Below are 12,283 nucleotides of genomic sequence, written 5' to 3' on the forward strand. Positions count from 1 at the left end.
GCGGCACAGTCCCTCTGTTCGGTCATGGACACACGAGAGTTCGGTTCGACGGGGTACGACGTCACGGAGATCGGCCTGGGGACGTGGAACGTCGGCCCGAGCTGGGGCGACGTGACCGACGAGCAGGCCAGGGAGTCCATCCGCACTGCGCTGGACGACGGCGTGAACTTCCTCGATACCGCCGAGGTGTACGGCGACGGCCGCGCCGAGCGGCTCATCGGCGAGGTCCTCGACGAGCGCGACCCCGACCGGCGCATCTACGTCGCGACGAAGGCCGCGCCGGACGAGGACGAAGGTCACTCCGAGGAGGGGCTGCGCGCCTCCGTCGAGGGCTCGCTCGACCGCCTCGGCGTCGACTCCCTGGATCTGGTCCAGCTGCACTGCCCGGAGACCGAGGCGTTCTACGACCCCGAGAACTTCCGAGTGCTCGAAGCCCTCCGCGAGGAGGGGAAGATCGAACACGCCGGCGTCAGCGTCGAGAAGGTCGAGGAGGCGTCGAAGGCCATCGAGTACGACGTCGTCGAGACGGTCCAGATCATCTTCAACCCGCTCCGCCAGCGCCCGGCCGAGCGGTTCTTCGAGCGAGCGGCGAACGAGGACGTCGGGATCATCGTGCGCGTCCCGCTCGCCTCCGGCCTGCTCGCGGACGTCTTCGGGGGCGTCGACGACTTCGGCGAGGGCGACCACCGCCGCACGGCCGCCGAAGAGGGCGTCGAAGCCGGCGTGGGTCGGAAGGGCGGCGAGACGTTCGCCGGCGTCCCCTTCGAGGACGGCCTGCGCGCCGTCGACGACCTGCGCCCGTTCGTCCCCGAGGACGCGACGATGGCGCAGTTCACGCTCCGCTGGATCCTCGACCACGACGCCGTCTCCACGGTGATCCCGGGGTCGACGACGCCCGAGCACGTCGGCGAGAACGACGCCGCCGCCGCTCTCGACCCGCTTTCCCACCAGACTCACGGCGCCGTCCGCGACATCTACGAGGAGCACGTCGCCGACTACGTCCACCATCGCTGGTGAGGGGCCGACGGCGGCCAGACGAGCAGAAGCCCGCCGCGAGCGCGGACCGCCGATCCGCTCGGGACCGAAACGTTCATACCGTTCCCAGGAGCCGTGGTCTCCAGCCCGCAGGGTGGCGGCAGGGGCCGTCTCGAAGGTGTGTTTCGACAGGAGCGATTCTCCGAGAAGCGCCGGCGCCGTCGAGCGATTCTCCACTCGAAACCAAAGGGTTGATTAGGGGCACTAAGTTCCGCCGCGTCTGACGCTCGTCCGACGAGTCTGGGGTCCTGCTCACACCGACGGGTCGCGCGTCGCGGGGTCCGTCCCGTCGGTCGGCCTCGCCTCGAGGTCGAGTCCCCGACCGAGCAGGTACAGCGGGAAGCCGAAGCAGACGGTCGCAGCGGCCCACGGGACCGTCGTCAGGAGGGACAGGAGCAGTCCCAGCAGTGGCGACGAGATCGGCGCGTAGAGGAGAGCGGCTCCGAAGGGTGCGACCAGCAGCGTGAGCACGACGAACGCGGACACTCGCCGGTCGCGGCCGTGCGCGCGGCCGAACGGGAGCCAGAGCACTGCGGGGATCGACAGCAGCGCAGTCCGGACGGCGTCGATCGACATCGGACTCACGATCACGGCGACGGCCAGCGCCGCGCCGAGCGTCCACGCGAGCGTGGTTCGCGCCGTGGGGTGGACGGTGGTGAGCGCGAAGCCGCCGACGAGCGCGTACAACGAGGCGAACGTGAATGCCGCTTCGGCGACGGCGGGCGCGATCAGGTCGAGGCCGGCTAGCGACCCGACTGCGACCGCGGCGACGACGGCGCCGCCGCCGGCGATCGCTTTCCCGAGTCGAGACGGATCGACGGTCGGGAGTTCGCCGCCCCAGCGTCCCACTACCAGAAACAGGACACCGAGCGCGAGAGCGGGCGCGACGCCGAGAACGAGAGTGCTCGGCTCCGCGAGTCCGACACCGAAGGCGACGAACCCGAGGGTTGTCAGCGCGCGCGCCGACGGGTCGTTCGAGGGCGCGAACGCCAAGCGCGTGTCACCCCACAGCCCCGGATCGACGTCCTCGGACCGCCAGACGACCGCCCCGCCGTCGACGGTCCCGCTGGCCGGCGCACGGCTCACGACCGTCCCGTTTGGTCCCTCGATCCGGAGTTCGTCCGCCTCGAGATCGAGTCCACTCCGGCGGGTTCGCGGGTCGAGCAGGTCGACGAAGACGACGCCCCCGAGGCCCTCGTGGGCCACGTCGGCCGCGTCGAAGTCGACGACGAGCGTGTCGTTCTCGACGGAAGTCCGCAGGTTCCGCGGGTCGTCGACCACCGTGCGTCGGTCGAGGCTCGCGCGGACGACCTGCTCCCGGAGCGTCTCGTTCGCCTCCAGCCGACCGGCGGCGTCGCCGTCGATCCGGACGCGCGCGTGCCAGTGACCCGTCCCGTTCCCGCGGACGTCGATGGTCGCAGCGCCGCGCTCGACGGTCAGCGGAACCCCCGCATCGGCGGCGGCGGATTCGAAGCCGTCGCCACAGACGCCGCAGACCGCTTCCGGCGGCGGCGCCCCGGTCGCGGGACCGACGGAGACAGCCGCACCGAGCGAGCAGACGAGGAGGAGGGCGACGAGGAGGACGGGACGACGGGCTGTCATTACCCGTTCGTCTCGGCCGTGTATCAAGTCGGTTCCGGAGGATCAGACCGTGATTTGAGTCTCGATGGTCGCTCAGGAGGTCAGTCGTAGTCGTAGAAGCCGCGGCCCGACTTCTTCCCCAGGTCACCGGCCTCGACCTTCCGCTTGAGCAGGTAGGCGGGCTGGTAGCGGTCGCCGAGTTCCTCGCGGAGGGTCTCCGAGGCGTGCAGACAGACGTCGAGCCCGATGTGGTCGGCCAGTTCGAGCGGTCCCATCGGGACGTTCGTGCCGAGTTCCATCCCGCGGTCGATGTCGTCCTTCGAGGCCACGCCCTCGTCGAACGCGCGGATCCCCTCGTTGATCCACGGCATGAGGATGCGGTTCGTCACGAACCCCGGCTTGTCGTCGGCCTCCCAGGTCTCCTTCCCGAGGACCTCGGCGAAGCCGTGGGCGAACTCCGTGACGTCCGGGGCGGTCTTCTCGCCGACGACGACCTCGACACCCGTCATGACCGGCACGGGATTCATGAAGTGCAGCCCGACGACCTGTTCCGGGCGCTCTGTGGCGCTGGCGATGGTCGTGATCGAGAGCGTGCTCGTGTTGGTCGCCAGCACGACGTCGTCGTCGGTCACCGCGTCGAGGTCGGCGAACACCTCCCGCTTCACGTCCATCTCCTCGACGACCGCCTCGATCACCACGTCCGCAGCGGCTAGGTCGGACAGGTCGGTCGTCCCGTCGACGCGCTCGCGCATCGCGTCGGCCTCGTCGGCCGTGATCTCGCCCTTGTCGGCGAGGCGGTCGAGGCCGCCCGAGAGCGTCTCGATCCCCTGCTCGACGAGGTGGTCGGCCACGTCGCGGAGGACGACGTCGTACCCCGACTGCGTGGCGACCTGAGCGATCCCGCTTCCCATAGTGCCGGCGCCGACGACGCCGACGGTGTCGATGGCATCGAGTCCGCGCATGCCTCACGCTCCGGCCGCATCCGGCGTAAGCCTGCTGGCGCCCGCGCTCGCCGAGGCCGCCGTGGCCGCCGAGGCAGTCCCCGACGAGGGTCCCCTTCCGAAAATACCCACAGAGCTGATATTTCGTTCCCAGGTAGTTGCCGGTTTCGTGCGAACCGGTGATTTCGGCGCCGAGAGTCCGTGCGGGTGCGTCGCACGCCTCAATCGTTTACTCGGCCAGTAGTAAATAGTGTCAGAAAGAAGATATATAACGCCGCTCCGTGTACGACTGTTCGTAATGCGACCCATCGACGACGCTCCGGTCACGCGGGACGGGAAAGTACTCGTTTTGGCGTACGATCACGGTATCGAGCACGGGCCGGTCGACTTCGACCCCCAGCCCGAGAGCGCGAACCCGGAACACGTCTTCGAGGTCGCCACACACCCGGCGGTCACGTCGCTCGCGGTCGGCAAAGGCGTCGCCGAGGCCTACTACCCCTCCTACGAGGACGACGTGTCGCTGCTCGCCAAGCTCAACGGCACCTCGAACCTCTGGATGGGCGAACCCGACAGCGCGATCAACTGCTCCGTCGAGTACGCCGCGGAGGAACTGGGCGCCGAGTCCATCGGCTTCACGGTCTACCCCGGCACGAACTGCGAGGTCGAGATGTTCGAGGAGTTCCGCGAGGTCCAGGAGACGGCCCGCGAGTACGGCCTCCCCGTCGTGATGTGGTCGTACGCCCGCGGCCAGGGCGTCAAGAACGACACCAAGGACGACGTCATCGCCTACGCCGCGCGGCTCGGTCTCGAACTCGGCGCCGACGTGGCGAAGGTCAAGTACCCCGGGAGCCGGGAGTCCATGGAACGGGTCAACCGGATGGCCGGGCCGACCAAGGTGATCATGTCCGGCGGGTCGAAGAAGAACGACCGCGAGTTCCTCGAGAACGTCAAGAGCGTCATCGACGCCGGCGGCGCCGGCCTCGCCGTCGGCCGCAACGTCTGGCAGCGTGAGAACCCGCGGCGCATCCTCGACGCGCTGGAGAAGGTCATCTACGAGGAGGCCTCCGTCGACGAGGCGCTCCAGGCCGCCCCGGCCAAGGCATGAGCCGGTCGGCGCCGTCCGCGACCGAGTGGACCGGCGACGAGGGGGTCGACGCCGTCTTCGACGTGGTCCGCGCGACCGCCGTGGAGGTCCGCGAAGCCCTCCCCGAGCGCCGCGCATACGTCGACGGCGAGAACCCCAGCGGCGAGCGCGTCAGCGCCGCCGACGAGTACGCCGACGAACTGTTCTGCGAGCGCCTGCTCGACCTCGACGTCGTCGCCGCCTACGCCTCCGAAGAACGGGAGGAGCAGCAGCGCGCCGACTCCGGCGGAAAGTACCACCTCGCGCTCGACCCGCTCGACGGCTCCTCGAACCTCCGGTCGAACAACCCGATGGGCACCATCGTCGGCGTCTACGACGAACCGCTCCCGACGAGCGGTTCGGATCTCGTCGCCGCCGCGTTCGTCCTCTACGGGCCGAACACGACCATGGTCGTCTGCGACGGCGAGACGGTCGACGAGTACCTGATCGAGGGCGGCGACCGCAAGTCCCTCCGCGAGGACTTCGCACTCCCCGCGGACTCGACGGTCTACGCCTTCGGCGGTCGCCGACCGGACTGGACGCCCGGCGTCACGGCCGCCGTCGAGGACTTCGAGGAGGATCGGTTGAAACTCCGCTACGGCGGCGCGTTCATCGCCGACGTGATGCAGGTGCTCACCCACGGCGGGGTCTTCGCCTACCCCGAACTCGACGACGCCCCGGAGGGGAAACTCCGCTACTGCTTCGAGTGCGCGCCGGTCGGGCTGGTCGTCGACGCCGCCGGCGGGCGGGTCTCCGACGGGGACGGCGACCTGCTCGACGCCGACCCCGGCGAACTCCACGAGCGCAGCCCGGTCTACCTCGGCAACACGGATCTGGTCGATCGGGTCGAAACCGAACTGTCGTAAGCGCGTCTCGACTCGCTGTTTTCACCCGCTCGCGCTGTCCCCGCCTCCGCCGACTTTCCCGAGAACGAACCGCAGGAGGACGAGCACGAGCAGCAGTCCGAGAATCCCGCCGAGCGCCATGCCGATGAGCCGGAGCGGCAGGATGGAGAGGAACGAGAAGAACGAGAGGAACGAGAACAGACCGCCGCCGCTCCCGACCACGACGGGACCGGCCTGGGTGCCGTTGACCATCACGGTGTGGTTCCCCTCCGTCGCGAACTGCGTCGTGAACCCGACCGCCCGTTCTTCGCCCGCGGGCACCGCGACCGACTCCGTGTCGACGAACGAGACGTTCATGCCCTGGAGCGTCTGGAGCCCGGCCGTGTACGTCCCGTCTCCCTCGCCCTTGTTCGCCAGGGTGACGTTGACCGCGACGGACTCGTTGACGGCGACCGCGGTCCGGTTGACTGTGACGTTACTGACGATGATCTGCGCCGGGGGGCTCGGCTCGTCCGCGCCGTCGCCGCCCGTCTCGCCCGATGCCGTCCCGTTTCCGGCGGTGCCGTTGCCCACCGTCGCGTTCCCGGCGGTCCCGTTCCCGAGCGTTCCGTTGCCCGCGGTACCGTTCCCGTCGGCGTTCGCGGGCGCGGGTTCGGTCGCCAGCGAGAACACGGAGAGGCCGGGCGAGTCCACCGCGTAGCGGGCGTGCGTCTCGTTGGACTCGACCAGTTCCGTCCCGATGGCCGACCAGTTCCCGCCCGACCGGCGGTAGACCGAGAGGTTCGACGGGTCGAGACCGTGGGCGTCGAGGTACGCCCGGCGGACGGCGAGGTCGAGAGTGACGCCGGCGACCGCGTCCCCGGCGACGGAGTGCTGGACGGTGACAGTCGCGGCGGGGCTCGCGCCGTCGGGCGCGCCGAGCGGTGACCCCGATCGCTCCCGGGCGACGACGGTCGCGGTGACGTTAGCGTCGGACGCGAGGTCGATCGAGAGCGCGTCGACGGACACGTTCGCCGTCGCCGCGACGGCGCTCGGCCCGTCGGCGCCGGGGATCGAGACGGTCGTTCCAGCGGCGCCGCCGCGGACGGTCACCGCCGAACTCGCCGTGCCCGCGCGGCCGTCCTGAAGCGGTTGGACCGTCACGCGCGGCCAGTCGTCGGTGTCGCCGTCGTCGCCCTCGTCGACGAACGTCTCTCGCGTGTGGCCGTCGACGACGAAGCGTTCGGTGTGTTCGACTCCCTCGACGTCGGTCGCGCGGACGATCACGTCGGTCCGATTGGCGGCGATCGCGACCTCGCGGTCGAACTCGACCCGTTCGCTGCGCGACCCCGAGTGGACGACCTGGTAGTCGAGCGTCTCGCCCGTGTCGGCGCGGCGCGTCTCGACGACCAGTCGCTCGGTGACGCCCTCGAAGGCGACGCCGCTGAGGAACAGCCGCTCGGCGCCGATCACGACGGTCCTGTCGCGGTCGATTTCTATCTCGGGCGCCACGTCGCGTTCCTCGTGGGGTTTGCGCTCGATCGTGACCGTTCGCGTGGTCTGCTTGCCGGTGAGGTCGGTGGCCGTGATGGTCGCCTCGTAGGTGCCGGGATAGAGCGTGTAAACGGATTCCTCGAACGACGTCGAGAGCCGATCGGGGTCGAGTCGACGCGTGCGGCGGTCGGCGATCGACTCCGTGTCGGTGACGTTGCCGTCGATCCCGGTGACCGTCAGGTTCGCTTCCCTGATGCCGACCTCGTCCTCCACGGTGCCGGCGAGGGTGATGCGGTTGCTCGTCGTTCCGTTAGGGAACGGTTCGAGTGAGATCTGCGGGGCGCGGTCGTCGACGACGTCTATGGAGAAGTCGTAGAGACGGGTGTTGTCGTACTCGTCGGTGACGGTGATCCGGAAGTCGTTGGACCAGCTCGCGTTCTCGCCGGTGTAGCCGAGCGTCATCTCGACGGAGAAGTTCTCGCCCACGTCGCGCACGACGCGCGTCGACCGATCGCCGTCGAAGGTCCGGGTGATCCGGAGCTTCTCGACCGACGTGGCCTCGATGACGTTGCCGGCGATCGTGGCGCGCGACCGGTTGGTCGTGCCGTCGGCGATCGGCTTCCACGGGGCCGACTGGTACGGGCTGGTCAGATACACGTGGGGCGCTTCGCTGTCTTTCCGCACCGTGAACGCGGTGGAGTTGACGTTCCCCGCGTCGTCGGTGACGATGATCCTGAGGGAGTTGTCCCCGTTGGACAGATCCGGCTGCACCCGTTCGGAGACCGAACTGCCGTTGACCGCGATGGACCGAGCGTGCTCGCCGTTGACCCGGACGACTATCTCCGAGAGCTCGGTGTCGGCGGCCGCGTCGGCACCCACCGAGGCGTTGATCGCGAGCGTCACGTCGTCGCCGGTCTCGTAGGTGTCGCCGTCGGCCATCGACGTCGACCCGATGGAGACCGCGACTGCTGGCGTCTCACCGGCCGACGCGCCGGTCGATCCGCCGGCGACGGCGGGCGCGGCGACGGAACTCGCGAGGAGCAAGACCAGACAGAGCGACCGGAGGCGCATTGGCGCGAAATTGGCCGTTCACCTACTTAACCGGTCGCCCGGGGCTATCAACTTTGAAAGCCGCGCGCCCGGATCCGCGGGCCGCAGGCGGCCCGGAGGGGACGCGGACCGCAGAGGATCGTCGACCGCGCGACGGGGCGGCATATTTTACCGCTAGCGTGCGACGTGGAGGACATGCGAGTTCGAATCGCCCAGGAGGCGAGCGTCGACGAGGCGGAAGCGATCGCCTCCGCGCTGGAGCGGCACGTTCCCGGCGACGGCCACGTCGAGGTGTACATCGGCGACGCCGACGACCCCGCCGTCGTCCACGACCTCGACGACGCGCCCGACGACCGAGACCGCGAGTCCCCGCCCGCCGACGAGGACCTCGGCCCGACGGCCCGCGAACGCGCGCTGCGCGAGGAGATCGCCGACATCCGCGAGGGCGGCCCGGAGAAGTACCGCCGCCGCCTCGCCGAGCAGGGGAAGCTGTTCGTGCGCGACCGCCTCGAACTCTGGTTCGGCGACACCGACCCTGTTCCGGGCGAGCGCAAGGCCGACGACGGCGCCGCGACCGCCGGCGAGGGCCCGTCGGGACTCCGCTTCGAGGACGGGACGTTCGCCAACTTCGACGCCTGGCACGCCGACTCGCCGGAGGCGGACGGGGAGTCGGACGACCGCCTCCCCGCGGACGGCCTCATCACGGGCGCCGCCGAGTTCGAGGGCCGGGACCTCCACTTCATGGCCAACGACTTCACCGTGAAGGCGGGGTCGATGGCCGAGCACGGCGTCGAGAAGTTCCTCCGGATGCAACAGCGCGCGCTCAAGACCGGTCGCCCGGTGCTCTACCTGATGGACTCCTCGGGCGGACGCATCGACCAGCAGACCGGCTTCTTCGCCAACCGCGAGGGGATCGGGAAGTACTACTACAACCACTCGATGCTCTCCGGGCGCGTTCCGCAGATCTGCGTCCTCTACGGCCCGTGCATCGCCGGCGCGGCGTACACTCCCGTCTTCGCCGACTTCACCGTCATGGTCGAGGACATGTCCGCGATGGCGATCGCGAGCCCGCGGATGGTCGAGATGGTCACCGGCGAACAGATCGACCTCGACGACCTGGGCGGCCCCGAGATACACGCTCGCCACTCCGGGTCGGCGGATCTCGTCGCCGAGGACGAACACCACGCCCGCGATCTGGTCGCGCAACTGGTCTCCTACCTCCCCGACAACAGCGACGAGAAACCGCCACAGACCGAGGGCCGAACGCCCGCGAAGTCGCCCGACGGGATCGACGGCGTCGTCCCGCAGGAACCCAACAGGGGCTACGACATGGAACGGGTGATCGAGCGGGTCGTCGACGCGGACTCCTTCTTCGAGCTCCAGCCCGAGTACGGTGCAGAGATCCTGACGGGGTTCGCCCGCATCGACGGCCGACCCGTCGGCGTCGTCGCCAACCAGCCGGCCAAGCGGGCGGGCGCGATCTTCCCCGACGCCGCCCGCAAGGCCGCCGAGTTCGTCTGGAAGTGCGACGCGTTCGACGTCCCGCTCCTCTACCTCTGCGACACGCCGGGGTTCATGGCCGGCTCCGGCGTCGAGAAGGAGGGCATCCTCGAAGCGGGCAAGAAGATGATCTACGCAACCTCCGCGGCCACGGTCCCGAAACAGTGCGTGGTCGTGCGGAAGGCCTACGGCGCCGGCATCTACGCCATGTCCGGCCCCGCCTACGACCCCGAGTCGACGCTCGGCCTCCCGTCGGGGGAGATCGCGATCATGGGTCCCGAAGCGGCCATCAACGCCGTCTACGCGAACAAGCTCTCCGAGATCGACGACCCCGACGAGCGCGAGCGCCGCGAGCGGGAGCTCCGCGAGGCCTACCGCGAGGACATCGACGTCCACCGGATGGCCAGCGAGGTCGTCATCGACGAGATCGTCCCGCCCTCCGACCTGCGCGAGGAACTCGCCGCGCGCTTCGCCTTCTACGAGACCGTCGAGAAAGAGCGCCCGGACAAGAAACACGGGACGGTGCTCTGACCCGCCGAGTCGCCGCGGTGTGCGAGCGGCTCAGCGCCGGGCGTCTCGACGACGTTGCCGGTGGCCGCAGCGGCGACACTCGTAGAGCCGCCGCGGGGCGGCGGCGTCGTTCAACACGCGCCAGTCGCGGTCCTCGCCGAGGAGGTCGCCGCGGGTCCGGCAGTTCCGACAGCGCATCGGCACGTCAGGGTTCTCCCTCGCCGCGTCCGGGCGCGGTATCGCCGTCGACGCGGGCGGTGTCGAGCGCGGCCGACAGCGGGGCCGGTCGGCCCGCGTCCGCGACCACCCCGCCGCTCATCGCGCGGTGGTGACGGATCGCCTTCCAGCACAGCGCCGCTCCGAGCGGCGCGCCGACCACGCTCAGGACGAGCAACGCCCCGAGGACGCCCCAGACGAACCGGCCGCGACGGTTGGGCGCCGGACGGGTGTCGAACCCGCGGGCTCGACAGACCGCCGTCGCCGGCACGCGCCGTCCGCAGTGACGACACGGACCGATCGCTGTCGTCACGTGCCGGTCACCCCCGGACGTTCGACGGTGGCCGGGACCGATAGCGCCGCTACTCGTGCCGAAGCCGCCGTGGGATCGCGTGTGGCTGACATAGTCGTTTCCGAGGCGCCGGCGGCGCCCGTTCCCGAACTCGTCAGCCACCCAAATGAAGGGAGGAAGCCCTCAATCCCGATTAACCGGGATTTAGCCGGTTTATCGCCCGCTGACGGTAGTCACTCCCGAGCGGGACGAGGTCGTGACGCCACGACTCGAAACGGCCTTCTGCCGTCACGACTCGGACCGGCGGTCCGCCGCGACGGCTCGAACGGCGCATCGAACGGGGGCGCGACACGGACCGCGGTCGCGTTCCACTGTCCCAGAGCGGGTCAGCAAATCGTCGCCGCGGTCAGTCGTCGGCGTCGTCGAGCAGGCCGAGGTCCTCGACGACCAGATCCCGGACCTGGTCGGCGAGCGCGGGGTCGACCTGTGCCACCTGTTCGCCGTCGTGGAGCCGGTCGTTGTGTCGTTCGACCGCCTCCGCGACGTCGTCGAGCGCGATATCGGTCTCGGTCTCGCACTCCGCGCAGATCACCGGCACCGTCGGGTCGTCGCTGTCGTCTGCCATCGATTCTCGCTCGTCCGTTCGACGGCCCGGGTAAAACATCTCTCGGCTTCCACCGGCCCCCTCGGCACGCTCGACCCCGAACGGCTTATGGCCGGAGCGCCTACGCCGAGTATGCGACGCGTCATCGTCGATACGGACACGGCGGGCGACGACACACAGGCGCTCGCCCTCGCCGTGCTCTCCGATCGGCTCTCCGTCGAGGCCGTCACCGTCGTCGCCGGCAACGTCCGGTTCGACCGCCAGGTCGAGAACGCCAAGTACACCCTCTCGCTCGTCGACGCCGAGGACGTCCCCGTCTACGAGGGCGCTCGGCGCCCGCTCCTGAAGGACCACGAGCACAGCACCGAGATCCACGGCGAAGGGGGACTCGGAGGCGACCTTCACCCGGAGACCGGGATCGACTCCGCCGAGAGGTTCGGCCCCGACGAGATCGTTCGGCGATGCCGGGAGTCGCCGGGCGAAGTCACGCTGCTCTGCATCGGCCCCCTCACGAATCTCGCGCTCGCGCACGCCCGCGAAGAGTCGCTCCCGGACCTCGTCGACGAGGTGTGGGTGATGGGCGGCGCTGTCAACTGCCGGGGGAACGTCACCCCTGCCGCCGAGTTCAACTTCTGGGCCGATCCCGACGCCGCCTCCCGCGTGATCGATGCCTTCGAGGTGACGCTCGTCGACTGGGGCCTCTGCCTGCGGACCTCGCTCGGCACCGACGCGCTCGACGCCGTCGCCGACGTGGACACCGACCTCGCCGAGTTCTTCCTCGAAGTCACCAAGACCGTCCGCGCCCGCGGGGAAGCCGACGGCCTCGACGGCATCACCCAGCCCGACGGACTGACGACCGCCCTCCTCGCCTACCCGGAGCTCCGCGAACGCGTCGAGACCTACCCCGTCACCGTGGACGAACGCGAGGGGCTCACGCGCGGCTACACCAGCGTCGACGTCGACGGGAGCACCGACGAACCCGCCGAGACTCACGTCGTCGAGACTGCCGATTCGGAGCGGTTCACCGACGTGATCCTGTCGATGCTACGTGACCGCGACCCCGACGCCAGCGTGGAATAGCATTTCCTTCTGACCGAATTCCGGACCGGTCCG

At 69.7% G+C, this 12,283-nt stretch carries 10 protein-coding genes; 5 read left to right on the plus strand and 5 right to left on the minus strand.

Features of this window, described 5'->3' with window-relative positions; translation table 11 throughout:
- The first annotated feature begins 24 nt into the window (after window positions 1-24).
- Complete coding sequence (locus tag ACMGFH_RS00545; RefSeq protein WP_415380829.1) at window positions 25-1,017, plus strand: aldo/keto reductase; 993 nt, start codon at window positions 25-27, stop codon at window positions 1,015-1,017.
- A gap of 270 nt (window positions 1,018-1,287) precedes the next feature.
- Here ACMGFH_RS00545 and ACMGFH_RS00550 read toward each other — a convergent pair whose 3' ends face one another.
- Window positions 1,288-2,637: a hypothetical protein gene (locus ACMGFH_RS00550; protein WP_415380830.1), complete on the minus strand. Its 1,350-nt coding sequence runs from the start codon at window positions 2,635-2,637 to the stop codon at window positions 1,288-1,290.
- Between the two features lie 80 nt (window positions 2,638-2,717).
- Window positions 2,718-3,578, minus strand: coding sequence for a 3-hydroxyacyl-CoA dehydrogenase family protein (locus ACMGFH_RS00555; protein ID WP_415380831.1), 861 nt, complete (start codon window positions 3,576-3,578; stop codon window positions 2,718-2,720).
- Window positions 3,579-3,855: 277 nt separating this feature from the next.
- Here ACMGFH_RS00555 and ACMGFH_RS00560 point away from each other — a divergent pair, with 277 nt between their 5' ends.
- Window positions 3,856-4,662 carry a class I fructose-bisphosphate aldolase gene (locus tag ACMGFH_RS00560; RefSeq protein WP_415380832.1) on the plus strand — a complete coding sequence of 269 codons (807 nt, stop codon included), beginning with the start codon at window positions 3,856-3,858 and terminating at the stop codon, window positions 4,660-4,662.
- Entirely contained in the window at window positions 4,659-5,546 is an 888-nt protein-coding gene (locus tag ACMGFH_RS00565) for a class 1 fructose-bisphosphatase (RefSeq protein ID WP_415380833.1), read from the plus strand. Before ACMGFH_RS00560 ends, ACMGFH_RS00565 begins: the two co-directional genes overlap by 4 nt.
- Before the next feature lie 21 nt (window positions 5,547-5,567).
- On the opposite strand, the gene ACMGFH_RS00570 is transcribed toward ACMGFH_RS00565, so the two are convergent.
- Window positions 5,568-8,069, minus strand: coding sequence for a hypothetical protein (locus tag ACMGFH_RS00570; protein WP_415380834.1), 2,502 nt, complete (start codon window positions 8,067-8,069; stop codon window positions 5,568-5,570).
- 174 nt (window positions 8,070-8,243) lie between these two features.
- Between ACMGFH_RS00570 and ACMGFH_RS00575 the strand changes: the two genes are divergently transcribed.
- The gene (locus ACMGFH_RS00575; RefSeq protein WP_415380835.1) at window positions 8,244-10,079 is read left to right on the plus strand and encodes an acyl-CoA carboxylase subunit beta; all 1,836 of its coding nucleotides are present in this window, start codon (window positions 8,244-8,246) and stop codon (window positions 10,077-10,079) included.
- Between the two features lie 184 nt (window positions 10,080-10,263).
- On the opposite strand, the gene ACMGFH_RS00580 is transcribed toward ACMGFH_RS00575, so the two are convergent.
- Complete coding sequence (locus tag ACMGFH_RS00580; protein ID WP_415380836.1) at window positions 10,264-10,545, minus strand: hypothetical protein; 282 nt, start codon at window positions 10,543-10,545, stop codon at window positions 10,264-10,266.
- A 427-nt stretch (window positions 10,546-10,972) separates the two neighbouring features.
- Entirely contained in the window at window positions 10,973-11,191 is a 219-nt protein-coding gene (locus tag ACMGFH_RS00585) for a hypothetical protein (RefSeq protein WP_415380837.1), read from the minus strand.
- Between the two features lie 111 nt (window positions 11,192-11,302).
- On the opposite strand from ACMGFH_RS00585, the gene ACMGFH_RS00590 reads away from it, so the two are divergent.
- Window positions 11,303-12,250 (plus strand): nucleoside hydrolase, encoded by a 948-nt coding sequence (locus tag ACMGFH_RS00590; protein WP_415380838.1) that lies wholly within the window; start codon window positions 11,303-11,305, stop codon window positions 12,248-12,250.
- Window positions 12,251-12,283: the final 33 nt, after the last annotated feature.

Origin of the sequence: Halosimplex rarum (genome assembly GCF_047715405.1) — an archaeon.
GTDB lineage: Archaea > Halobacteriota > Halobacteria > Halobacteriales > Haloarculaceae > Halosimplex > Halosimplex rarum.